This window comes from Microbacterium sp. PRC9, assembly GCF_031844125.1.
GTDB lineage: Bacteria > Actinomycetota > Actinomycetes > Actinomycetales > Microbacteriaceae > Microbacterium.
Window position 1 is genome coordinate 494,788 of the sequence record NZ_JAUZUR010000003.1, and the last position, 23,842, is coordinate 518,629.

A 23,842-nucleotide genomic window follows, 5' to 3' on the forward strand; every position below is an offset into this window, starting at 1 on the left:
CGTCCCGCTCCCCTGACCTCAGGCGACGGCCGAGCTCAGGAGGATGCTCGTCTCGCTGTCCCGCACGCCCGCGGTGCTGCGGATCGCCGCGAGGGCGCCGTCGAGGTCGCCGAGGCTCTCGCAGCTGAGCTCGGCCACGAGATCCCAGCGACCGTTGGTCGTATGCAGTGCCGCGATCTGAGGGATGCCTCGCAGCTGACGGATCGCGTCCCGCGCGTCGTGTCCCTCGACGGCGACCAGCGTGATCGCGCGTACGGCGGAGTCGCTCGCGACATCGTGCAGGCGCACCGAGAAGCCGGCGATGACGCCCGATTCGACGAGCCGCTCGATGCGCTTGTTCACGGTCGTGCGCGTGACGCCGAGCCGCTCCGCGAGCCGAACCACCGACTCCCGGCCGTTCGCGCGCAGCAGCGAGATCAGGCGACGGTCGAGATCATCCAGCGGAGCCACCATGCACAGAATGTACCCCGTCTATACGCAGAATGCGTATCGGGTTGCCGAATTGACGCGAGATGCTGATTGAAAGGCGCAGTGGTACGCGCATAGCCTGGCCACGCCACCTCTGGAAGGACTCACCGTGACCGCGCCTGAAGACATGCACCGCATCTCGCCCGACACCCGCCACACCGTCGAGGACGTGCTGGAGTACGCGCGGCGCCGGGCCCTCTACGAGGACGTGCCGCTCGACAAGCCGATGACCCCGCGCGACCTGGAGCGCCTGGCGTCCGGTTCGATCACCCCCGAAGGCATCGGCTCGCGGCGCGCGATCGCCCTCTTCGAGAACGTCCTGGCCCCGGCGTGCGTGTCGACCGACCACCCCGGGTACCTCTCGTTCATCCCCTCGGCGCCGAGCAAGGCCGCGCTCGCGTTCGACGTCGTGGTCTCGGCATCCGCCATCTACGGAGGCTCATGGGTCGAGGGCGCCGGCGCGGTGTTCGCCGAGAACGAGGTGCTGCACTGGCTCGCGAAGGAGTTCGGCCTGCCGGCGGGAGCGGGGGGCGTGTTCGTGCAGGGCGGCACGATCGGCAACCTCTCGGCTCTCGTGACGGCTCGGGATGCTGCGCGCCGCCGCGCGGCGGACGAGGGGCGCCAGGCGCCGCCTCGGTGGGTCGTCGTGTGCAGCGCCGAGGCCCACTCGTCGATCGCGTCGGCCGCGGCCGTCATGGACGTCGACGTGGCGACGGCCGAGGTGGATGCGAACGGGCGCCTGCACGGTGACGCGGTCGCCCGCGTGCTCGACGAGCACGCGGACGCGGTGTTCGCGGTGGTCGCCACCGGTGGCACGACCAACTTCGGCATCGTCGACGACATCGCGAGCGTCGGGGCCGTCGCGCGCGAGCGCGGCATCTGGTTCCACGTCGACGGCGCCTACGGCCTCGCGGCGATGCTCGTCGAGAGCATGCGGCCCGTCTTCGCGGGCGTCGAGCTCGCCGACTCGGTCATCGTCGACCCGCACAAGTGGCTGTTCGCGCCCTTCGACGCGTGTGCTCTCATCTACCGGGAGCCCGCACTCGCGCTGTCGGCCCACACCCAGAAGGCCGAGTACCTCGACACCCTCACCGGCAAGCCGGACTGGAACCCGTCCGACCTCGCGATCCAGCTCACCCGCCGGGCACGAGGCCTGCCGATGTGGTTCTCGCTCGCGACCCACGGCACCGACCAGTACCGCGCCACGATCGAGTACGGCATCGACCTGGCGCGCCGCATCGCCGACGAGATCGCATCGCGCGAGGGCCTCTCGCTCGTGCGCGACCCGCAGCTGTCGGTCGTGGTGCTCCGACGCGAGGGCTGGACGCTCGCCGACTACGAGGCGTGGTCGAGCAGGCTGCTCGAGGAGCAGCACGCGTTCGTCGTGCCGAGCTCCCACGCCGGCGAGCCCGTGCTGCGGTTCGCGATCATCTCGCCGCTGACGACGTTCGAGCTGCTCACCGCGATCCTCGACACCCTGGACTGAAGCCGCCGACAGGTGCCCGGAAGCTCCCAGCCTCCACGCACGTAGACTGGGGGCATCCGTTCTCATTCCTGAGAACCCGCCGCTCCGCAGGATCACCGTGACCTCAGCCGATTCCCGCACGTTCGCCGTGCGCCACGTGCAGCTCGCACGTGCCGCATTCGCGGCGCTCGCGGCGCTCATGATCACGTTCTCGCCCGACCACTCGGCCCTGGTCGGCAGCTCGGTGTTCAGCGGCTTCGCGATCGCGACCGGCCTCGTGCTGCTGCTCGCGGTGTGGCTGGTCTACCCGAAGGGACTTCGCTGGCCGTCGGCCGCGCTCGGCGGCGTCGCCATCGTCGCGGGCATGGCGAGCGGCCTCCTCCCGCTCCGCACTGTCACCGGGTACTTCGTCATCGTGATCGCGTGGGCGCTCATCAGCGGCGTCATCGAGCTCATCGCGGGCTGGCGCGGCCTCCTCGGCCGGCGCGAGCGGCGCGAGATCGCGCCGGGTGTCGCCGACGCGCGGCCCGCCGCGCTCGTCGGTCCGCGCTCGGAGAGCCGCGACGCGGCCGTCGTGGGTGCCCTGACGATCCTCCTCGGCATCGCGCTGCTGTTCGTGCAGCCTGCGTACGCACTGGACTACACGATCGAAGAGGCCCACGCGACGTTCACCCTCACCGGCATCACGATCGGCGTCGGCCTGTTCGGCGGCTACGCCGCGATCGTCGCCGTGTACCTCGGCATCGCCGGCTTCTCGCCGCGCCCGGCCGAGACCCCCGACATCACGGCGGGGGCGTCCGCGTCCGCCGATCCCACCCCCCAGAAGGACTCCGCGTGAGCCACGAAAGCCCCACCCGCCGCGACCTCATGAAGCCCCTGCAGCTGCTCGGGCTGGCCTTCGCGGCCGCTCTGTTCGCGGGCATCGTGACGCTCGTGTCGATGGGCTTCTTCCAGCAGCGCGCCGCCGGCGAGGCGGAGCGCGCGGTGGTCACGGCGCTCGTCATCGCCGGCATCAGCTTCATCGCGGTGCTGCTGATCGTGTCGCTGCTCCTCCTGGCGGTCGACCCCGCCCAGGTGACGAAGCAGATCGACAAGCCCGTGCTCTTCGACGAGAACCCCGACGAGCCGGAGCAGGGCGACACGCCGGATGCCGCAGCATCCGGCGACCAAAAGGCCTGAACCCGACGGACCGACTTCGTACCGTCCACCTCGCGGGGCCCGGCCACAGAATCGGATCCGCCGGTGCGGGCGTGACGAGCGACACGCCGGTGACGGATGCTGCCGCCCGGCGTGTCACGTCGATCATCCGCTCCTGCGGATCCGAGGTTGAGTGCGGCGCCCTCCACAGGGCCACGTCGGACTGCGGTGCGGCCGCGCGGACCGGAGCGGTCAGCCCAGCTCGTCGACCAGCTGCGAGGCGAGGCCGTCGTAGGTCGCGGGCGTGAGGGCGAGCAGGCGCTCCTTGGCCTCGTCGCCGATGTCGAGCCCGCGGACGAACTCGGCGAGCTCGGGGGCGCCCACGCGGCGGCCGCGGGTGAGGTCCTTGAGGAGCGCGTACGGGTCGCTGATCTGCGAGCGCCCGGCCGCGATCTCGGCGCGCACGACCGTCTGGATGGCCTCGGCGAGCACTTCCCAGTTCTGGTCGAGGTCGGCCAGCAGCACGTCCTCGGCCAGAGAGATCTCCTTGAGGCCGCGCTGCAGGTTGTCGAGCGCGAGCAGGGAGTGCCCGAACGCGACGCCGATGTTGCGCTGCGTGGTCGAGTCGGTGAGATCGCGCTGCAGGCGGCTCGTGACGAGCGTCTGCGAGAGGGTCGCGAGCAGGCCCCCCGAGATCTCGAGGTTCGCCTCGGCGTTCTCGAAGCGGATGGGGTTGATCTTGTGCGGCATCGTCGACGAGCCCGTGGCGCCGGCCACCGGGATCTGCGTGAAGTAGCCGATCGAGATGTAGGTCCAGATGTCGGTCGCGAGGTTGTGCAGGACGCCGCCGGCGTGACGGACGCGGTCGTAGAGCTCGACCTGCCAGTCGTGCGACTCGATCTGGGTCGTGAGGATGTTGAAGTCCAGCCCCAGGCCCTCGATGAACGCGCGGGAGACCTCGGGCCAGTCCACGTCCGGGGCGGCCGAGAGGTGCGCCGACCACGTGCCGGTCGCGCCCGAGAACTTCGCGAGGTACTCGCCGCCCTCGATCTGGTCGGCGACGCGGGCGAGGCGCCACGCGAACACCCCGAGCTCCTTGCCCATGGTCGAGGGCGTCGCCGGCTGGCCGTGCGTGCGCGACAGCATCGCGGCGTCGCGGTGGTTCACGGCGAGCTCGGTGAGCGCGGCGATGACGGCGCGCAGCTTCGGCAGCCACACGCGCTGCACCGCGCGCTGCACGGTCAGGGCGTACGACGTCGAGTTGATGTCCTCGCTCGTGCACGCGAAGTGCGTGAGCTCGGCGATGGCGTCGAGTCCGAGCGTCGACAGGCGATCGCGCACCAGGTACTCGACGGCCTTCACGTCGTGACGGGTCACCGACTCCTTCTCGGCGAGCCAGTCGATCTCTGCCTGCCCGAACTCGAGGTAGAGCGCGCGCAGGCGCTCCTTGTCGGCATCGGCGAGCGGCGAGGTGCCGAACAGCGAGCGGTCCGTGAGGGCGATGAGCCACTCCACCTCGACCTCGACGCGGGCGCGGTTCAGGCCCGCCTCCGAGAGGTACTCGCCGAGCTCGCCGACGGCGGGGCGGTAGCGCCCGTCGAGGGGACTGAGCGGCTGCGGAGGCAGAGAGGTCATGGGGGCTCCCGTCGGTATCGCCGAGGACGACCGTCGATCCGGTGTCTTCACACCGGGCGGATGGCGGGTTCGAGTTGCCGGAAGAGCGCCCGGCTCGCGCTCTCGATCATACCGAGCACCTCGTCGAACATTCCGGGGCCCGCGTAGTACGGGTCGGGGACGTCGAGGGTGCGGGCCGAGGGATCGAAGGCCAGCAGCAGGGCGATCTTGTCGGCGTCGCCCTCTGTGCGGGCCCATCCGCGCAGGATCCGCTCGTGGCTGCGGTCCAGCGCCACCACGAGGTCGCTGCGCGCGAAGTCCGAGTGCGTGAACTGCCGCGCGCGGTGGTGCGATCCGTCGTAGCCGGCGCGCTCCAGCGCCTCGATCGTGCGGAGGTCGGCCTGCTCGCCGACGTGCCAGTCGCCGGTGCCGGCGCTCGTCGAGGCGACGCGAGTGCCGAGGCCCGAGGCATCCGCGAATCCCCGGAACACCACCTCCGCCATCGGCGAGCGGCAGATGTTCCCCGTGCACACGAACACGACGCGGAAGGGCGTCGCGTCGGTCGCGGTCATGGGTTCCATTCTGGACCGAGCGGACACCGAACGTTAAGGAGTTCTCCTCTCAGGGTCTTCCGATGACGGATGCTGCTCGCCTAGCTTGTGACGAACGGGCGGCGACCAGGCCGCCCTTTCCCCATGCGCGGTCCACAGACCGCCGTCATCCCGTGGAGGTCTCGTGTCCCCAGTACCCCGTCCCATAGCCGCTGCGATCGCGGCCGCGGCGCTCGCCGCCGGAGGAGTCGTGGCATCCGCCGCGCCCGCGGCCGCAGCATCCGGCGATCTGTTCATCAGCGAGTACGTCGAAGGCTCCTCGAACAACAAGGCCATCGAGATCTACAACCCCGGCACGACGGCGGTCGACCTCGCCGCGACCGGATACAAGCTGCAGCAGTACTCCAACGGCAGCGCCACGGTCAGCCTTACGATCAACCTCACCGGCAGCGTCGCCCCCGGGGATGTCTACGTGTTCTCGCACGCGCTCGCCAACGCGGCGATCCTCGCCCAGGCCGACCAGTCGGCGAACCTCGGTCTCTTCAACGGCAATGACGCCGTCGCCCTGGTCAAGGGCACCGAGATCGTCGACGTCATCGGTCAGATCGGTGTCGACCCCGGTTCTCAGTGGGGCACCGGGCTCGCGTCGACGATGGACAACACGCTGCGCCGCAACGCGAGCATCGTGCAGGGCGACACGAACGGCGCGGACCCGTTCGATCCCGCCGTCGAATGGACCGGCTACGCCAGCGACACGTTCGACGGCGTCGGCTGGCACCTCACTCCTCCCGACCCCGATCCCGAGCCCGTGGCGGACTGCGCGGCGACTCCCGTGACGATCGGCTCTGTCCAGGGCTCCGGTGCGGCGTCGCCGATCCCGGGACAGGACGTGCTGATCGAGGGCGTCGTCGTGGGCGACTTCCAGACCGGCGGGTTCGACGGGTACTACGTGCAGGATGCGGGTGACGGCAACGCCGCGACCTCCGACGGCATCTTCGTGTACGCGCCGGGCGGCGCGCCGGTCGACGTCGGCGACAGTGTCAGCGTTGCGGGCGAGGTCGCGGAGTTCTTCGGCCTCACGCAGGTCGTCGCCGCCGACGTCGAGGTGTGCGCGACCGGCCAGGCGCTGCCGACGGCGACGCCTCTCACACTCCCGGCGACGAGCGCGCAGCGCGAGGCGCTCGAGGGCATGTACGTGACGCTTCCGCAGAACCTCGCGATCGGCGAGACGTTCGAGTACGGCCGCTTCGGCACGATCACCCTCACCAACGGCCGCCTCGACACGCCGACCGCGGTCGTCGAGCCGGGGGCTGCGGCCAACGCGCTCGCTGCCGCCAACATCGAGAACAGCATCACACTGGACGACGGTCGCGGCAGCCAGAACCCCGACCCGGCCATCCACCCGGACGGCGCGGTCTTCACGCTCGACCACTCGTTCCGCAGCGGCGATCTCGTCCAGAACGCCACCGGCATCCTGGACTACCGCTTCGACACGTGGGGCGTGCAGCCGACCGAGGGTGCCGACTTCACGGTCGCAAACGCCCGCACCGGCGTGCCCGACGTGGGCGGCGACCTGAAGATCTCGAGCTTCAACGTGCTGAACTACTTCACCTCGATCGACCCGACCCCGGCCAACTCGGGTGACGACGACGACTACCGGGGTGCGGACACGGCCGAGGAGTTCCAGCGCCAGCAGGACAAGATCGTCGCTGCGCTCGCCGCGATCGACGCCGACGTGTTCGGCCTGCTCGAGATCGAGAACAACGGCACCGCGGTCCAGGCGCTGGCAGACGCGCTCAACGCGAAGGTGGGTGCGGGCACCTATGTGCCGGTGACCACCGGTGTGATCGGCACGGACGCGATCACCACGGCCGTCATCTACAAGCCGTCGACGGTGACCCCCGTCGGGACGTACCAGCTGATGACGAGCGCCGTCGACCCGACCTGGTCGGACGCGCGGCACCGCCCCGCGGTCACGCAGCGGTTCGCGTCGACCGAGACGGGCGACGAGTTCGTGGTGTCGGTCAACCACCTGAAGTCGAAGGGCTCGGCGTGCTCCGAGAGCCCCGACCTCGAGGACGGCCAGGGCAACTGCAGCGCGTCGCGCACGGCGGCCGCCACGGCGCTCACGAAGTGGCTCAACGAGACGGTGGCTCCGGACGGTCGTGCGATCGTCATCGGCGACCTGAACTCGTACGACCACGAGGACTCGATCGACGCGTTCGCCCGGGGCGGCTTCACCGACCTGGAGAAGCAGTTCAACGGCGAGCACGCGTACTCGTACGTGTTCGACGGCCAGCTGGGCTACCTCGACTACGCGCTCGCGCAGCCCGCGCTCACCGCGGACGTGTCGGCGGTCGCGTCGTGGCACATCAACTCCGACGAGCCGAGCCTGATCGACTACGACATGTCGTTCAAGCTCCCGGCCCAGGACGCGCTGTATGCGCCGGACGCCTACCGTTCGAGCGACCACGACCCGGTGATCGTCGGGCTCAACCTGACGCCCGACGCGACGGATCCGACCATCGAGGTGACGGCGGACCCGGAGCTGATCTGGCCGCCGAACAACAAGATGCGCACGGTGCAGTTCTCGATCGACGCGGCCGACGATCGCGGCGATGTGACCGTCGAACTCACCGATGTGAGCGTCTCGGGCGCGAACGCGTCGTGGACCCAGGTCGACGACGACACGTTCACGGTCAAGGCCGCGAAGGGTGCCGTCTACCGCTTCACCTGGACGGCGACGGATGCTGCGGGCAACACCAGCACCGACACGGTCGAGGTGGTCGTGGGCAAGTAGCCCGCGATCGCTCCGCCCCCCAGGGGCGTCGTTCCGAAAGGAGCGGCGCCCCTCCTCCACAGCCGGGTGGGGCGCTGCGCCGTGAACAGATCGTCGCGCGGGCGGCCGCGGCAAGGTCGCTCCCCGCGACGATCGACGGGTGACACTGCTTGAACCGGCCGCCGATGCGGCCTCTCACCACCTGGCCCAGATCGCGCGGGAGCTCGCACGCATCATCGACCGGATCACGGATGCCGCGACCGTCGCCCGCGGGCTCGCCGACGCCGTCGATTGGCAGGCGAAGGCCGCAACCGCGTTCCACGATCGGGCGACGCTGTGGGCCGGTGACGTGTCCGGCCTCGCCTGCCTGGCCGAGACAGCCCGGTATGACGTCTCCCGGGCGCAGGACCGCGCCGCGTTCGCGGGCTCCTTCCCCGGCCTCTTTCCGAGGGCGGGGCGATGAGCGACACGAAGCCCGGTCCGAACCTCGTCGATCCGGAGCTGGCGCCGGAGGTGGGGCGCCTCGGCCCGAACGAGGGCGCCATCGGCCTCCTCGCCGAGCACTGGCCGCGCGTCGACGACGGCCTGCAGATCCGCGGCGGGGGCGCCGTCGCCGTCGACACCGCGACGCTCTCGGCTGCGGCGGTCCGCTTCGACGCCTCCCGGGAAGAGCTCAGTTCGATCGGCCGGCAAGTGCGCGCGCTGCGCGCCGAGCTGGGGACGCACGCCGAGTACACGGCAGATGCGCGGGCCGCAGCATCCGTCCTCGCCGCGAAGCTCGACGCGGCACAGGTCGAGGCCGACGAGATCGCCGCGGCACTGCGGCAGGCCGCGTGGGCGTACGAGATGGTGGAGATCGAGGCGGCGCACCGCTCCGCCGTGCTCGCGGGCGACACCGACCGCGCGCGGCGCCTCGACGCCCGCATGACAGCCCTGGTCGACGCGCACCCCGACGCGTGGCGCATGGCACTCGGATCCCAGTTCGAGCGCGCCGTCATGTGGCCGTCGGAGCTCGTCCGCCAGGCGACGCAGTGGGGCGTCGCAGTGGGCGGCGAGGTCAGCGACCCGGGGTCGGTCGTGGTCGGCGGTGCGGCGGGGCTGCTCACGCTGGGCGGGGCAGCGGTCGTGGGGCTCTCGGATGCCGGCCTGCTGTCTCGGAACGCGCGGCTCTCGGGCACGGCCGGGCCGGTCACGGTGACCCCGGTCGTGGCCGGCCCGCCGGCGGGCGCGACCTCCGCCGGCGTCGCGTTCGCGCCGTCGCGGTCGCCCGCCTCGGTGGCGCCGCAGAGCCTGGCTGCCGTGACGGAACGGATGCCGGGGGCCGGCGACTCGCGGGTGCGTGTCGAGCGGTACACGATGCCCGACGGGTCGCGGCAGTACGCCGTGTACCTCGCCGGCATGCAGTCGTTCGACGTCGGCGGCGAGGAGCCCTGGGACAACGCCTCCAACGTCGAGCTGTACGCGGGGCAGAGGTCGGACTCGTACACGGCCACCCAGGCGGCGCTCGCCCAGGCGGGCGTGCAGCCGGGCGACGCCGTGCATCTCTTCGGGTTCTCGCAGGGGGCGATGATCGCCGGGCACCTGGCGCTGGAAGGCGGCTACGACACGCAGACGCTGGTCTCGATCGGGTCGCCCGTCGACACCGACGTCGGATCGGGCACCCTCAGCGTGACGCTGCGGCACACCGACGACCCGGTCGCGGGGCTGGCCGGCGGCGGCCACGCCGCCGCGATCGGAGCGCCTGGGAGCTTCGTCGCGGAACGCGTCTTCGATCCCGACGTCGGCACCGACGAGCCCCGGCTCCCCGCGCACCGGCTCAACGCCTACGCCGAGACGGCCGCGCTGGTCGATGCCTCGACCGACCCGCGGGTCGATGCGCTCCGCGACGTCTTCGCCGAGCTCGCGCGAGCCGAATCGGTCGAAGTGACCGAGTACGCGGCGACGCGCGGTGCCGGGTGAGTCAGTCCTTGCGCGGGCGGATGATGATGCCGACGATCCAGTTGATGAGGGTGATGATGATCGCCGCCACGACGCCCCACCAGAAGTCCTCGACCCGCAGGCCCCAGTTCCAGAAGCTCGTGAACCACGCGGTGAGCCACAGCAGGAACGCGTTGATGAGGAGGCCGATGAGGCCCAGCGTCAGGATGTAGAGCGGGAACGCCAGCACCTTGATGACCGTGCCGATGATCGTGTTCACGAGCGCGAAGATCGCGGCGACGATCAGCAGGGTCAGGATCAGCTGGAGCGTCTCGCCCGGCGGGAACGGGATGACCGAGACCTGGAGCGCCGGGATCAGGGTGACGACCCAGATCGCGAAGGCGTTGATGACCACGCGGATGAGGAAGCCCATAATCCGCCCAGTCTTCCACGCCCGCGCCCGCGATCGATAGGAGCCACACCGTGCCCTGCGGCGGCCGGGGACAGGAGGCGCATCCGATCCCCCGCTCGTAGACTCGGGGCGTGACCGACGCTCCCGAGATCCCCGTCCGCGTGCGCCCCGAGGTCGCCGCCCTGCCGCCCTACAAGCAGGGCCGGCAGGCCGGCGCGGACGCGTTCAAGCTGTCGAGCAACGAGAACCCGTTCGACCCGCTGCCCGGGGTGCTCGAGCGGGTGCGGAATGCGTCGGCGCTGAACAGATATCCGGACGCGACGGCGGCACGGCTGCGCGAGCGGCTGGCCGCGCGGTTCGGCGTCGGCGCCGACTCCGTCCACATCGGTGCCGGCAGCGTCTCGATCCTCGCGCAGCTCGTGCTGGCGACATCGGGCCCCGGCGACGAGGTCATCTACGCCTGGCGCTCGTTCGAGGCGTATCCGTGGCTCGCGGTCGTCGCCGGCGCCACCGCCGTGCAGGTGCCGCTCGCCGAGGGTGCCCGCCACGACCTCGACGCCATGGCGGCGGCGATCACCGACCGCACCCGCGCGATCATCGTGTGCAGCCCCAACAACCCCACCGGCCCGATCGTCACGCAGGCCGAGTTCGACGCCTTCGTCGAGAAGGTGCCCTCCGACGTGCTCGTCATCCTCGACGAGGCCTACGCCGAGTTCGTCACCGACCCCGAGTCGGTCGACGGACTGCGCGTGCTCGGCGGGTCGGGCCGGCCCAACGTCGTCGTGCTCCGCACGTTCTCGAAGGCGTACGGTCTCGCCGCGCTCCGCGTCGGGTACGCGATCGGGCACCCCCGCGTGCTCGACGCCGCCCGCAGCACCGCGATCCCGCTGTCGGTGACCGCCCACGGCGAGGAGGCCGCACTCGCGAGCCTCGACGCCGAGGACGAGCTGCTCGAGCGCGTCCGCGTGATCGCCGACCGTCGCGACCGGCTGGCGGCGGGTCTTCGCGAGGCCGGGTGGGACGTCCCCGTCGCGCAGGGCAACTTCGTGTGGCTGCCCACCGGCGACGACACGATGGCGTTCGCGGCGACCTTCGAGGAGGCCGGGCTGATCGTGCGGCCGTTCGCCGGCGACGGCATCCGGATCTCGGTCGGCGAGGAGGAATCCGTCGAGCAGGTGCTGCGGATCGCGGCGACGGTCGCCGCCCGTCGCGAGGGATGACTGCCGGTGCGATTGTCGATCGCGTGCGGTGGATCTCGGCAACCGTTGTCGAACGCATGCAGAATCGCGCATGCACGGAGAGATAGCGTGAATCCATGATCCCGGTCGACGATCACGCCCTGGTGCGGTTTCTGGAGGCGGACGGAACGTTCGCGCCGAGCCGTGCCGCCGAACCGTATCGGGAGGCCGTCGAGAGTCTCGGCGATGCCGACCTCGAGACGTTCTACCGCGATATGGCGGTCATCCGCGCGTTCGACGTGCAGGCGACGAACCTCCAGCGGCAGGGGCAGCTGGCCCTCTGGCCGCCGAGCTACGGGCAGGAGGCCGCGCAGGTGGGCTCGGCCCGCGCTGCGCGCGCACAGGACCACCTCTTCCCGTCGTACCGCGAGCACGTGGTCACGAAGATCCGCGGCGTCGACCCGATCGACATCATCCGCGTGATGCGCGGACTGACGCATGGCGGGTGGGACCCGACCGACCCGAAGAACGGCAACACCCACATCTACACGCTCGTGCTCGGGTCTCAGACGCTGCACGCCACGGGCTTCGGGATGGGGCTCGTCTTCGACGGGCGCTGTGGCACCGGCGACCTCGACCGTGACGAGGCCGTCATCGTCTACTACGGGGACGGCGCCTCCAGCCAGGGCGACGTGCACGAGGCGATGGTCTTCGCGAACAGCTACCGCACGCCCGAGGTGTTCTTCCTGCAGAACAACCAGTGGGCGATCTCGGTGCCCGTCGCGACGCAGTCGCGCTCGCCGCTGTACAAGCGCGGCGAGGGCTACGGCATGCCGAGCACGCTGATCGACGGAAACGACGTGCTCGCGAGCTGGGCCGTGACGCGCACCGCACTCGACCAGGCGCGCGCCGGCGGCGGACCGCAGGCGATCGAGGCCATGACCTACCGCCTCGGCGCGCACACCACGAGCGACGACCCCACCAAGTACCGCACCTCCGACGAGGAGGAGTCGTGGCGCCGCCGCGACCCGATCGCGCGGATGAAGGCGTTCCTCATCGGGCGCGGTGCCTCGGAGGCGTTCTTCGCCGACGTCGAGGCCGAGTCTCAGGCGCTCGCCGACGACGTCCGCACCCGCACCAACGCTCTGGGCGGCCTCGAGCGCGACGACATGTTCGCGCACGTGTACTCCGAGCAGCACCCGCTGATCGACGAGCAGCGGCAGTGGCTCGCCGACTACGAGGCATCCTTCGAAGGAGGCGCATCGTGACCCTCCGACAGGCTCAGGGACCGGCGGTGGAGGCCGCGGCAGCCGCCGAGGCCGCCGCGCCCACGGTGCAGACCCTGCCGTTCAGCCGGGCGATCAATGCCGGACTTCGCGCGGCGCTCGCCGGCAGCGACCGCGTCCTGCTCATGGGCGAGGACATCGGCAAGCTCGGCGGCGTCTTCCGTGTGACCGAGGGCCTGCAGGCGGAGTTCGGCGAACAGCGCGTGCTCGACACCCCGCTCGCGGAGTCGGGACTCGTGGGCACCGCGATCGGACTCGCGATGGCCGGCTTCCGCCCGGTCGTCGAGATCCAGTTCGACGGGTTCGTCTTCCCGGCGTTCGACCAGATCACGACCCAGCTCGCGAAGATGACCAACCGGCACGAGGGCGCCCTTCAGATGCCCGTCGTGATCCGCATCCCGTACGGCGGGCACATCGGCGCCGTCGAGCACCATCAGGAGAGCCCCGAGGCGTACTTCACGCACACGGCCGGCCTCCGGGTCGTGAGCCCGTCCACGCCGAACGACGGCTACTGGATGATCCAGGACGCCATCTCGTCGCCCGACCCGGTGGTCTTCCTCGAGCCCAAGAGCAAGTACTGGCAGAAGGGCGAGGTCGACACGTCGGCGCGCGCCCTGCCCCTGCACGCGTCCCGCGTGGTCCGCCGGGGCACCGACATCACCCTCGTCGGACACGGCGCCATGGTGACGACCATGCTGCAGGCGGCGGTGCTCGCCGAGGCCGAGGGCACGAGCATCGAGGTCATCGACCTCCGCTCGCTCTCGCCGGTGGACTACGGGCCCATCCTCGACTCCGTCCGCCGCACCGGCCGCATGGTCTACGCGCAGGAGGCCCCCGGCTTCACCTCGCTCGGTTCGGAGGTCGCGGCAACCGTCATGGAGCGCGCCTTCTACGCGCTCGAGGCACCCGTGCTGCGCGTGTCGGGCTTCGACACCCCCTTCCCCCCGGCCAAGCTCGAGGGGTCCTATCTCCCCGACGCCGACCGCATCCTCGAGGCCGTCGACCGGTCCCTCGCCTACTGACCCGACCCCTTCCCCGTGAGGCGACAGATGAGGGACGAGACTGTGGGTGAAACCCACGGTCTCGGCCGCAGACTGTCGTCTCACGAAGAATCCGGGATCGAAAGGAGCTCCGCATGAGCACCCAGACGTTCGTCCTCCCCGACGTCGGTGAAGGCCTCACCGAGGCCGAGATCGTCCAGTGGCGCGTCGGCCCCGGCGACAGCGTCGCCGTCAACGACGTCCTCGTCGAGATCGAGACCGCCAAGTCGCTCGTCGAGCTGCCCTCGCCGTTCGCCGGCACGGTGGGCGAGCTGCTCGCCGCCGAGGGCACGACCGTGAACGTCGGGGCCGCGATCATCACGATCGCTTCGGCGACGGATGCTGCGCCCCCGGCCACCGTCGGGCAGTCCGAGCACGGCGAGCCCGCCGAGGCGGCCGGCGAGGGTGCGGTGCTCGTCGGCTACGGCACGGGCGGACACGTCCAGTCGCGGCGGCGCAAGCCCGCGGTTCCGGCGGAGGAGCGGGTCGCAGCATCCGTCGGCGTCATCGCGAAGCCCCCGATCCGCAAGCTCGCGCGCGACCTCGGCGTGGAGCTCTCGGCCGTCGCGCCCAGCGGCCCCGCCGGCGAGGTGACCCGCGAGGACGTCGTGCGGCACGCGTCGCAGGCCAGCGTCTTCCGCAACATCGAGACGCCCGAGTGGGGCGACGTGCGCGAGGAGACCATCCCGGTCTCGGCGCCGGCGCCGGCGCCTGCGACCGGGACGGCCGGGCCGGCGGCGGTCGCTCCGTCGACGCCCGCCCCCGATGCGGCGGGCCGTGAGGAGACCATCGCGGTGCGGGGCGTGCGCAAGGCCACGTCGTCGGCGATGGTGCAGTCGGCGTACTCGGCTCCGCACGTGTCGGTGTGGACCGACGTCGACGCCAGCCGCACGATGGAGCTCGTCAAGCGTCTGAAGACCTCACCGGACTTCGCCGACATCAAGGTCTCGCCGCTGCTCATCATGGCGCGCGCCGTCATCTGGGCGGCCCGGCGCACCCCGATGGTGAACGCCGCCTGGGCCGACGTCGAGGGCGGCGCCGAGATCCGCGTGCGCAACTACGTGAACCTCGGCATCGCGGCGGCGACACCTCGCGGACTGCTGGTGCCCAACATCAAGGACGCCCAGGATCTGTCGATGCGCGAGCTCGCCCGGGCGCTCGAGAAGCTGACGCTCACGGCGCGCGAGGGCAAGACGACCCCGGCCGACCAGCACGGCGGCACGATCACGATCACCAACATCGGCGTCTTCGGAATGGACGCGGGCACCCCGATCATCAACCCCGGTGAAGCCGGCATCGTGGCGCTCGGCACCATCCGCCAGAAGCCCTGGGTCGTCGACGGCGAGGTGCGTCCTCGCTGGGTCACGACCGTCGCCGGCTCGTTCGACCACCGCGTGGTCGACGGCGACGGCATGTCGCGCTTCATCGCCGACGTCGCGTCGATCCTCGAGGAGCCCGCGCTGCTGCTCGACTGAGATCTTGTATGACCGTAGCGCCGCCGCGGCTCCGTGCCGGGCGGCGCTGCGTCGTCTCTCCGATCGCGCCCGGCAGCACCCCCACGGCCGGTGAGACGACAGTCGGGGGACGAGACCCTGGGTGTTGCCCACCGTCTCGTCCGCCTGGTGTCGTCTCACGGAGGGGGTCGAGGAGCGCGGGCGGAGATTTGAGAACGATTCTCATTAGCCTTAGAGTCGAGAGCATGACCTTCGTGCGACGTTCCCTGCCCGTGCTCGGCCTGGCGGCAGCATCCGCCCTCGTCCTCGCCGGGTGCGCGGGAACGCCGTCCGAAGGCGACGCGGGCGACGGGAAGATCGTGGTCGTCGCCTCGACCAACGTGTACGGGCAGATCGCCGAGGAGATCGGGGGCGACCTCGTCGACGTCACGTCGATCGTGACGAACGAGTCGCAGGACCCGCACTCGTTCGAGCCGAGCGCGCGCGACCAGCTCGCCGTGTCGAAGGCCGACCTCGTGATCGAGAACGGCGGCGGCTACGACGCGTTCATCGACGCGCTCATCGAGTCCAGCGGCACCGATGCGCCGGTCGTCACCGCCGTCGAGTACTCGCACGACTGGCCCGAGAACGGCGGTCACGACGAGGAGAGCGCCGGCGACGCCGAGGATCACGCCCACGATCACGGCGACCACGAGCACGTCGAGGGCTTCAACGAGCACGTCTGGTACGACCCGCACACGATCGCGCATGTCGCTGAAGCCATCGCGACCGAGCTCGGCGAGCTGAGCCCCGGCGACGCCGAGACCTTCACCGCCAACGCCGAGGCGTTCTCCGGCGAGGTCGAGGGCCTCGAGGGGTCCCTCGAAGAGATCGCCGCAGCGCACGAGGGCGAGAAGGTCTTCGTGACCGAGCCCGTGCCGGTGTACCTCGTCCAGGCGGCCGGACTCGAGAACGCGACGCCCGAGAAGTTCAGCGAGGCCGTCGAAGAGGGGCAGGATGTCGCGCCCGCGACCCTGCTCGAATCCCTCGCGCTCGTGAAGGGCGGCGACGTGCGCGTGGTCATCACCAACACGCAGACCGGGGGCGCGGAGACGCAGGAGATCGTCGACGAGGCCGACGGGCTCGGCATCCCGGTGATCGCGTTCTCGGAAACGCTGCCGGAGGGGCAGACTTACATCTCGTGGATGCAGGCGAACATCGAGGCGCTGAGCGCAGCGCTGGACGCGTGACGCCGGCCGCCGCGGGCTCGCGCCGCGTCATCCTCAGCATCCGGGATGCCGCCCTCCAGCGCGGCGCCCGCGAGCTCTGGGCGGGTCTCGACCTCGATGTGCACGCCGGCGAGCTCGTCGCCGTACTCGGGCCGAGCGGTTCCGGCAAGACGACGCTGCTGCGCGCGATCCTCGGCCTCGAGCCGCTGTCGAACGGCGAGATCACCGTCGAGGGCGAGCCGGTGGCCCACAAGGGCAGTCGCAGCATCGGCTACATCCCGCAGGCGCGGCCGCTGCCGCGCGACACGTCGCTGCGGGGCCGCGACCTCGTGACGCTCGGCGTCGACGGCCACCGGTTCGGCTTCCCGATCCCCCGGCGCGGCGACCGGGCACGCGTCGACGCGCTCATCGACGCGGTCGGCGCCCGTGACTTCGCCGACCGGCCCGTCGGCCTCCTCTCGGGCGGCGAGCAGCAGCGCCTGCGGGCCGGCCAGGCCCTCGCCGACGACCCGCCGCTCCTCCTGTGCGACGAGCCGCTCACGAGCCTCGACCTCGCCAACCAGCAGGCCGTCATCGGCCTCATCGACCGGCATCGCCGGGAGAAGGATGCCGCGGTCCTGCTCGTCACGCACGACATCAACCCGCTGCTGGGCAAGGTCGACCGCATCCTGTACATCGCGAACGGGCGGTTCACCCTCGGCACGCCGCAGGAGGTGCTCCGCTCGGACGTGCTGACGGCGCTGTACGGGGCGCACGTCTTCGTGCTGCGGGCGGGCGACCGCCTCGTGGTGGTCGGTGCGCCCGACGCCGAGGCATCCCATCACCATCACGACCACCCGATGCACGAATGAACAGGGCGCACGCATGAACTGGAACGACATCGCCGACGCGATGTTCGGCGGGCTGCCCTACTACGGCGAGATCCTCGCGCTCGTGTCGAACTCGGTGTGGGCGGGCGCGGTGCTCGGGCTGGTGGGCGGACTCGTCGGCGTCTTCGTCATGCAGCGCGACATGGCGTTCGCGGTGCACGGCATCAGCGAGCTGTCGTTCGCGGGCGCCGCGGCGGCGCTGCTCATCGGGTGGGACGTCGTCACCGGGTCGATCGTCGGCTCGCTCATCGCAGCCGCCATCATCGGCGTGCTCGGGGCGAAGGCGCGCGACCGCAACTCGATCATCGGCGTGCTGATGCCGTTCGGGCTGGGTCTCGGCATCCTGTTCCTCTCGCTCTACGACGGCCGCAGCGCCAACCGGTTCAGCCTGCTCACCGGCCAGATCGTGTCGGTGCAGACGGGCCAGCTCGGCTGGCTGATCGGCATCGGGGCGGTCGTGCTGCTCGGGCTGCTGCTCATCTGGCGCCCGCTGCGGTTCGACTCGCTCGACCCGCAGTCGGCGGCGGCCCGCGGCGTGCCGACCACCGCGGTCTCGCTCGGGTTCATGCTGCTGCTCGGCCTCATCGTGGCCGTCGCGGTGCACATCATCGGGGCGCTGCTGGTGATGGCCCTCCTGGTCACCCCCGCTGCGGCGGCGATGCGCATCGCGTCGGGCCCGCTGTCGGTGCCGCTGCTGTCGGCCCTGTTCGGGTTCGTGTCTGCGGTCGGCGGGATCCTGCTCGCGATCATGGGCACCCTCCCGGTGAGCCCGTACATCACCACGATCTCGTTCCTGATCTACGTCGTCTGCCGCGTCGTCGGCTCCCGCCGCGACCGCGTCACGCGGGCCGCCGTGCCCGAGGTCGCCCGGTGACCGGCGCCGGATTCTGCTCCCCTGTCACGAAATGCTGCCTGCGGTGGCACGGTGCGACAGGTGAGCATGCGGAGCTCGGTCTGACCGGCGCCCGGGCGACGCACAGGACCCCTCGGTAGACTCCCCACCATGGCCCAGCGCAACACGTGGCAGCGCGAACGCGTGCGCGAAGCGCTGTCGGACGCCCGCGGATTCGTCAGCGCGCAGTCACTGCACGCCACCCTCCGCGACGAGAACACCGGCATCGGGCTGGCGACCGTGTACCGCGCCCTCGCCGGGCTCGCCGCCCTGGGCGAGGCCGATTCGCTGCAGAGCCCCGAGGGCGAAGCGCTCTACCGCGCGTGCTCCAGCACGGGCCACCATCACCATCTGATCTGCCGCTCCTGCGGACTGACCGTCGAGATCGAGGCGACGGACGTCGAGCAGTGGGCCCAGCGCACCGCCGAGCGCCACGGATTCCGCGACGCAGAACACGTCGTCGACATCTTCGGGCTCTGCGCGAACTGCGCCGCCGCCCGGGATGCCCAGCGTGACGCGAACTGACCCCGGCACGCGGGGGCGCTCTGCCGAGCACCGCCACGGATCTGCATCGGATGCTGCGCCGCAGCCGTCCGCGCAGGCTCGCACCCTGCTCTGGCTCGGTGTGGGCGTCGCCGTCGTCGCCGGCCTCTTCCTCATCGACTGGCTCGCGCCGGCGCTGTTCCCCGCGTCGCTCCCGACCCGCGCCCAGGACGGCCTGACGCTCGCGATCAGCGTGCTCATCGAGTCGCTGCCGTTCGTGGCGCTCGGCGTGGTGCTGTCGATCGTCGTGCAGGTGTGGGTGCCGCCGGGGGTCATCGAGCGATGGATGCCGCGGCGCGGGTGGGCGAGACGGGCGGTGCTGTCGCTCCTCGGCATGATCGTGCCGGTGTGCGAGTGCGGCAACGTGCCGTTCGCCCGCGGCCTGCTCATGCGCGGATTCTCGGTGCCCGAGACGCTGACGTTCCTCATCGCCGCGCCGATCGTGAATCCCATCGTCATCATCACGACCCACCAGGCGTTCGGCTTCAGCGACGGCATCCTCATCGCGCGCCTCCTCGGCGGGTACGCGATCGCGAACCTCATCGGATGGCTGTACTCGCGGCATCCGTCTCCCGACGCCCTGCTGACCGACCGCTTCCGTGACACGTGCGAGCTCGTCGTGCATGAGCCGGGCGGCAAGTGGCGGCGCACGCTCGCGCAGTTCGTGATCGAGCTGCGCGCGGTGATGCCGGCGCTCGTCATCGGCTCCGCGCTCGCGGGCGCGGTGCAGGTGCTCATCCCGCGCGAGGCGCTGCTCGCGATCGGCGCGAATCCGGCGCTGTCGATCGTCGCGATGATGGCGCTGGCGATGGTGGTGTCGATCTGCTCCAACGTCGACGCGTTCTTCGCGCTGTCGTTCGCCTCGACGTTCACGCCCGGCTCGATCGTCGCGTTCCTGCTGGTCGGGCCGCTCGTCGACGTCAAGATGCTCGCGCTGATGCGGACGACCTTCACGTGGCGCACGCTCGGCGGCATCGTGGTGGTCGTCGTCCTGTCGGCCTTCGCGATCGGGACGGCGGTGAACCTCCTTGCGTAAGACGGGTTTCGTCGGCACGCGGTGGCTCGGGGTCGGGCTGGCCGCGGCGCTCGCCGTCTTCACGATCTCGCTCGCGGTGACCGGGCGACTGGGCCTGTACATCAACCCCGACTCGACGTGGTTCGCGGTGTCGATGTCGGTGTTCGTGCTGATCGGCGCGGTGGCCTCGTTCGCCCTGCCGCTCGGCGCCGAGGCCGACCACGGCCACGACCACGGCGAGGAACCGGAGCACGACCACGGCCACCACACCTCGCACCCGCTCGCCGTCGCGGCCACCGTCGCCGGCGGGGTGGCGGCATCCGGGGTCGTGGTGCTCACGCTCGTGCTGCCTCCGGCCTCGCTCAGCGCCGAGCTCGCGATGTCGCGCGACGTCGGGGCCACGCCGCTGTTCGGCGGGACCGACACGATCCAGCTCGCCTCGACCGGCGACACGGCCTCGTTCGGCGTCGGCGAGTGGGCGACGGTGTTCGCGACCGCCACCAATCCCGACGCGTTCGACGGCGAGACCGTCGAGCTCACCGGCTTCGTGACGCCGGGTGAGGGCGGCGAATTCGATCTCACGCGTCTGGTCATCACGCACTGCGTCATCGACGCGCAGCCCGCGAGCCTGCCCGTCGTGAGCGGCGCGAGCGCGCCCGACACCGGGCAGTGGGTCACGATCACCGGCACCGTGCGCTCGTCGTCGGACGGGCAGCTCGTGGTCGCCGCGGCCGCGGTCGAGGAGATCGACGAGCCCGAGGACCCGTATGAATACTGACGGGTCGTCACGTCGTTCGCGGTCCCGGCGTCGTCGGGGCCGCGCGTTCGTCGGAGCCTTCGCGATCGTCGTGGGCGTCCTCGCCGTTCTCGGGCTCGCCGGAGCCGCCGCGAGCGTCGCGCAGGGGCCCCGGGTGACGGACGCGTATGTCGATCCGGAGGCGGCGGCCGCAGCATCCGGCGCCCGTCTCATCGTGACCACGACGCAGTCGCTCGCCGAGATCGACCCCTCGCAGGTGACGATCACCCCCGAGACGCCGTTCGCCGTCGACACGTCGGGGCGGAGCGTCGGCGTGCGGTTCACGCTGCCGCTGTGGGACGACACCGAGTACACCGTGACGATCGACGACGTCGCGTCGCTGGGCGGCGGCCCGACGGCGACGATCACGCAGACCTTCCGGACCCCCGCGGCAGAGGTCTTCCTCATGCAGCGCGGCACGAACTCGGGCGACCTCATCTACCGCACCGACCTCACCGGGCAGAACGCGGTGCCCGTGTTCCGGCACGCCCACATCGAGGACTTCCGCGCGACATCCCAGCACCTCGTCGTCTCGGTGCGCACCGACGACGATCAGGCCGGGCTCATCGTCACCGATCTGGACGGCGAGAACGCGCACGAACTGCCGCTTCCCGGCGACGGGTTCGTGTCGAACCTGCAGACCGCCGATCGCGGTGAGCGCATCGGCTACACGTTCTCGGACGCCGAGCTCACCGCCGACTCGGGTCGCGAGAGCCGGCTCTACACCGCGTCGCTGAGCGAACCGGACGCCGATCCGACTGCGATCGAGGTCGAGGGCGCCGACCCCCGCGTCGCGGAGTGGCGGTTCGTGCCCGACACCGACAGCATCCTGCTGCTCTCGTTCGACGGCTCGCTGCTCTTGACGGGCTCGGATGCCTCGGCCGGCGCGCCGACCGCGCTCGGCGACGCGCTGACCATCGAGGGCATCGCCCGTGGTTCGAGCGAGGCGGTCGTCGACCGGCTCGACCGGGCCACCGTGATCGACCTCACCGACGCGGGCGAGGCCGACCTCGTCGCGCCCGACATCGACCTCGGCGGGACGACGTCGGTGACGCCCCTCCCCGACGGCTCCACGATCCGCACGGCGGCGGTGCTCGACGCCGACGGCGTGCCGACCGGGCGCACCTCGGTCGCCCACGTGGGCGCCGACGGTGCGACGACCATGCTCACCGAGATCGCCGACACGGATGCCGTCATCCAGGTGTGCGTGTCGCCCAGCGCCCGCTACCTCGCGGTGCTCGTGGCGCCCGACGCCGTGACGAACTCCTACGACACGTACCAGCACCCGCTGCCGAAGCGCCCCGAGACACGCGTCCTCGAGGTCGCCGACGGCGACCCCGTCGTCGGGCTCAACGGCTCCTCGATCTCGTGGTGCCAGGTGCCGCCCCGCTGACCCGGCGGACGGACGCGGGGACGCAGCATCCGTGTCACGTCCTCACCTGAGGACGAGAGCCGAGATGCGGACCGTGCGCACCGGCTCGCTCCGCATCTCGGCGCAGATCCTCAGCTGAGGACGCGAGGAGCTCAGGAGGGGCGGGCGGATGCTGCGTCCTCGTCGTCCGTCTTGGGCGCGGCGGGATTGGGCAGCGTGGCCGGCAGGCCGCTCGAGAGCATGAGCCCGAGCACGGTGAGAGCGAACACGAAGAACAGCGACTGGCGCAGCGACTCGACCTGCGTGTCGGCATAGAGCTGGGCGACCTCGGAGGCGGACTCGGGGTCGGCGCCGGCATCCGTCAACAGGTCCTCGGCCTGCTGCTGCGAGATGATCGGTGCGCCCTTCGAAGCGGTGGCGACGACCTGCTGCTGGATATCGGACGGGATCGTCGTGCTCTGCTCCACCGCCGCAGTGAAGCCCGAGGTGAGCAGCAGGATGAACACCGAGCCCACGATCGCCGTGCCGAACGACGAGCCGAGGTTCTGGAACGTTCCCTGGAGGCCACCGACTTCCGAGGTGTCGGACTGCGAGACGGCCGACATGTTGACGTTGCCGAGCTGGGAGGCCAGGAGGCCGAAGCCGGCGCCGACAACGAACATGCCGGCGGCGAACGCCCAGTCGGCGAGCTCGGGCTGCACAGCCAGGAACACGATCAGTACGCCGAGGCCGAGCGTGAGCTGCCCGATCCGGCCGATGTTCTGCGCCGTGCGCACGGTCGAGAGCCGCGACCCGAGGATCGAGAACAGGATGAGCCCGAGCGACAGCGGCAGGATCTTCAGGCCCGTCTGCAGGGCGTCGTAGCCGAGGATCGTCTGCAGGTACACCGGCACAACGAAGAACAGCGCGGCGATCGCGAAGTACTGCGCCATGAACATCGTCAGGCCGCTGCGCAGCGCCGTGATGCGCAGCAGGCTGACTTTCAGCAGCGGCACGCGGCCGCTCCGCTCGAGCTGCTGCTGCCGCTTCACGAAGAGCCACAGCACGACGAGCGACAGCAGGATCAGGTACGCGACGGGCGAGATGCCGAGCGGAGCGAACGGCTGGCCGTTGATCACGGGCGGGTCGAGCGGCTGGAACCAGCCCCACGTCTTGGACTGCAGGATGCCGTAGACCAGCAGCCCCAGACCGAGCGCCGAGAGCACGACGCTCAGCAGGTCGATCCGCAGCTTTCGGTCGCCCGGCACGTCCTTGATGCGCCCCGACACGATGAGCACGATGGTCATGACGACGGCTTCGGCGACGAAGACGTAGCGCCACGACGAGTAGGTCGTGACGAGTCCGCCGATGAGCGGGCCGGCCGCGGCGGCGCCGCCGGTGACCGCACCGAGCACGGCGAACGCGACCACGCGCTCGCGGCCGGTGTAGTTGATCGCGGCCAGGGCGGCGATCGCGGGGATCACGAGCACGGCGCCGAGCCCCTCGACGAGCGACCAGCCGAGCATCAGCACCGTGAGGTTCGGCGCGAGCGCGGTGGTCAGCGAGCCGATGCCGTAGACGACCGACCCGATGCGGAAGGCCATGCTGCGGCCCCAGCGGTCGCCGAGCTTGCCGCCCGTGAGCATGAACGCCGCCATCGTCAGCGCATAGAACGTGATGGCGGCCTGCATGCCCGAGATGTCGGTGCCGAGGTCATGCGCGACGGTCGAGATCGAGACGTTCATGACCGTGCTGTCGAGCACCATGATGAACTGCGAGACGCTCAGCAGGATGAGTACGAACCACTTCCCCATGCGCGAACAGTATCGGCGGCGGTGCGTCGCCGGGCTGATCGCGGCCACGACGC

The 23,842-nt window shown here is 70.9% G+C and carries 22 protein-coding genes; 17 read left to right on the forward strand and 5 right to left on the reverse strand.

The window, feature by feature from the left end:
* Nucleotides 1-18 precede the first annotated feature (18 nt).
* Entirely contained in the window at nt 19-453 is a 435-nt protein-coding gene (locus Q9R33_RS09090) for an Lrp/AsnC family transcriptional regulator (RefSeq protein ID WP_056365707.1), read from the reverse strand.
* A 124-nt stretch (nt 454-577) separates the two neighbouring features.
* Here Q9R33_RS09090 and Q9R33_RS09095 point away from each other — a divergent pair, with 124 nt between their 5' ends.
* From Q9R33_RS09095 to Q9R33_RS09105, 3 genes are all read left to right on the forward strand, one after another.
* Nucleotides 578-1,954: a pyridoxal phosphate-dependent decarboxylase family protein gene (locus Q9R33_RS09095; RefSeq protein WP_396654077.1), complete on the forward strand. Its 1,377-nt coding sequence runs from the start codon at nt 578-580 to the stop codon at nt 1,952-1,954.
* 97 nt (nt 1,955-2,051) lie between these two features.
* Nucleotides 2,052-2,771 carry a hypothetical protein gene (locus tag Q9R33_RS09100; RefSeq protein WP_056365713.1) on the forward strand — a complete coding sequence of 240 codons (720 nt, stop codon included), beginning with the start codon at nt 2,052-2,054 and terminating at the stop codon, nt 2,769-2,771.
* The gene (locus Q9R33_RS09105) at nt 2,768-3,112 is read left to right on the forward strand and encodes an amino acid transporter (protein ID WP_310244099.1); all 345 of its coding nucleotides are present in this window, start codon (nt 2,768-2,770) and stop codon (nt 3,110-3,112) included. Before Q9R33_RS09100 ends, Q9R33_RS09105 begins: the two co-directional genes overlap by 4 nt.
* Nucleotides 3,113-3,322: 210 nt before the next feature.
* Here Q9R33_RS09105 and purB read toward each other — a convergent pair whose 3' ends face one another.
* Both purB and Q9R33_RS09115 read right to left on the reverse strand, forming a co-directional pair.
* Entirely contained in the window at nt 3,323-4,705 is a 1,383-nt protein-coding gene (gene purB / locus Q9R33_RS09110) for an adenylosuccinate lyase (protein ID WP_056365719.1), read from the reverse strand.
* 47 nt (nt 4,706-4,752) lie between these two features.
* Nucleotides 4,753-5,256, reverse strand: a complete 504-nt coding sequence (locus Q9R33_RS09115) for a low molecular weight protein-tyrosine-phosphatase (protein WP_056365721.1) — start codon at nt 5,254-5,256, stop codon at nt 4,753-4,755.
* Nucleotides 5,257-5,419: 163 nt separating this feature from the next.
* Here Q9R33_RS09115 and Q9R33_RS09120 point away from each other — a divergent pair, with 163 nt between their 5' ends.
* From Q9R33_RS09120 to Q9R33_RS09130, 3 genes are all read left to right on the forward strand, one after another.
* On the forward strand, nt 5,420-8,035 hold the full coding sequence (locus Q9R33_RS09120; protein WP_311293548.1) for an ExeM/NucH family extracellular endonuclease: 2,616 nt from the start codon (nt 5,420-5,422) through the stop codon (nt 8,033-8,035).
* A 139-nt stretch (nt 8,036-8,174) separates the two neighbouring features.
* A complete protein-coding gene (locus Q9R33_RS09125; RefSeq protein ID WP_235560099.1) occupies nt 8,175-8,477 on the forward strand; it encodes a hypothetical protein in 303 nt (100 codons plus the stop codon).
* Complete coding sequence (locus tag Q9R33_RS09130) at nt 8,474-9,973, forward strand: hypothetical protein (protein ID WP_311293549.1); 1,500 nt, start codon at nt 8,474-8,476, stop codon at nt 9,971-9,973. The genes Q9R33_RS09125 and Q9R33_RS09130 overlap by 4 nt, the downstream gene beginning before the upstream one ends.
* Before the next feature lies 1 nt (nt 9,974).
* On the opposite strand, the gene Q9R33_RS09135 is transcribed toward Q9R33_RS09130, so the two are convergent.
* The gene (locus Q9R33_RS09135; protein ID WP_056365730.1) at nt 9,975-10,364 is read right to left on the reverse strand and encodes a phage holin family protein; all 390 of its coding nucleotides are present in this window, start codon (nt 10,362-10,364) and stop codon (nt 9,975-9,977) included.
* A gap of 110 nt (nt 10,365-10,474) precedes the next feature.
* On the opposite strand from Q9R33_RS09135, the gene Q9R33_RS09140 reads away from it, so the two are divergent.
* The 11 genes from Q9R33_RS09140 (at nt 10,475) to Q9R33_RS09190 (ending at nt 22,017) form a co-directional block, all read left to right on the forward strand.
* Entirely contained in the window at nt 10,475-11,563 is a 1,089-nt protein-coding gene (locus Q9R33_RS09140; protein ID WP_311293550.1) for a histidinol-phosphate transaminase, read from the forward strand.
* A gap of 95 nt (nt 11,564-11,658) precedes the next feature.
* Nucleotides 11,659-12,789 (forward strand): thiamine pyrophosphate-dependent dehydrogenase E1 component subunit alpha, encoded by a 1,131-nt coding sequence (locus Q9R33_RS09145; protein WP_310244081.1) that lies wholly within the window; start codon nt 11,659-11,661, stop codon nt 12,787-12,789.
* A 65-nt stretch (nt 12,790-12,854) separates the two neighbouring features.
* Nucleotides 12,855-13,829, forward strand: coding sequence for an alpha-ketoacid dehydrogenase subunit beta (locus tag Q9R33_RS09150; protein WP_396654081.1), 975 nt, complete (start codon nt 12,855-12,857; stop codon nt 13,827-13,829).
* A gap of 113 nt (nt 13,830-13,942) precedes the next feature.
* Nucleotides 13,943-15,322 carry a dihydrolipoamide acetyltransferase family protein gene (locus tag Q9R33_RS09155; RefSeq protein WP_311293551.1) on the forward strand — a complete coding sequence of 460 codons (1,380 nt, stop codon included), beginning with the start codon at nt 13,943-13,945 and terminating at the stop codon, nt 15,320-15,322.
* Nucleotides 15,323-15,546: 224 nt separating this feature from the next.
* A complete protein-coding gene (locus tag Q9R33_RS09160) occupies nt 15,547-16,530 on the forward strand; it encodes a metal ABC transporter solute-binding protein, Zn/Mn family (RefSeq protein ID WP_311293552.1) in 984 nt (327 codons plus the stop codon).
* Nucleotides 16,527-17,360 (forward strand): metal ABC transporter ATP-binding protein, encoded by an 834-nt coding sequence (locus tag Q9R33_RS09165; protein ID WP_056365739.1) that lies wholly within the window; start codon nt 16,527-16,529, stop codon nt 17,358-17,360. Before Q9R33_RS09160 ends, Q9R33_RS09165 begins: the two co-directional genes overlap by 4 nt.
* Nucleotides 17,361-17,373: 13 nt before the next feature.
* Nucleotides 17,374-18,252 carry a metal ABC transporter permease gene (locus Q9R33_RS09170; protein WP_056365742.1) on the forward strand — a complete coding sequence of 293 codons (879 nt, stop codon included), beginning with the start codon at nt 17,374-17,376 and terminating at the stop codon, nt 18,250-18,252.
* A gap of 129 nt (nt 18,253-18,381) precedes the next feature.
* On the forward strand, nt 18,382-18,795 hold the full coding sequence (locus Q9R33_RS09175) for a Fur family transcriptional regulator (RefSeq protein ID WP_056365745.1): 414 nt from the start codon (nt 18,382-18,384) through the stop codon (nt 18,793-18,795).
* On the forward strand, nt 18,782-19,849 hold the full coding sequence (locus tag Q9R33_RS09180) for a permease (RefSeq protein WP_396654078.1): 1,068 nt from the start codon (nt 18,782-18,784) through the stop codon (nt 19,847-19,849). The genes Q9R33_RS09175 and Q9R33_RS09180 overlap by 14 nt, the downstream gene beginning before the upstream one ends.
* Nucleotides 19,842-20,606: a TIGR03943 family putative permease subunit gene (locus Q9R33_RS09185; RefSeq protein WP_311293553.1), complete on the forward strand. Its 765-nt coding sequence runs from the start codon at nt 19,842-19,844 to the stop codon at nt 20,604-20,606. Before Q9R33_RS09180 ends, Q9R33_RS09185 begins: the two co-directional genes overlap by 8 nt.
* Complete coding sequence (locus tag Q9R33_RS09190; RefSeq protein WP_311293554.1) at nt 20,596-22,017, forward strand: hypothetical protein; 1,422 nt, start codon at nt 20,596-20,598, stop codon at nt 22,015-22,017. The genes Q9R33_RS09185 and Q9R33_RS09190 overlap by 11 nt, the downstream gene beginning before the upstream one ends.
* Nucleotides 22,018-22,148: 131 nt before the next feature.
* Here the strand turns inward: Q9R33_RS09190 and Q9R33_RS09195 are convergent, their stop codons facing one another.
* Entirely contained in the window at nt 22,149-23,789 is a 1,641-nt protein-coding gene (locus Q9R33_RS09195; protein WP_311293555.1) for an MFS transporter, read from the reverse strand.
* Nucleotides 23,790-23,842: the final 53 nt, after the last annotated feature.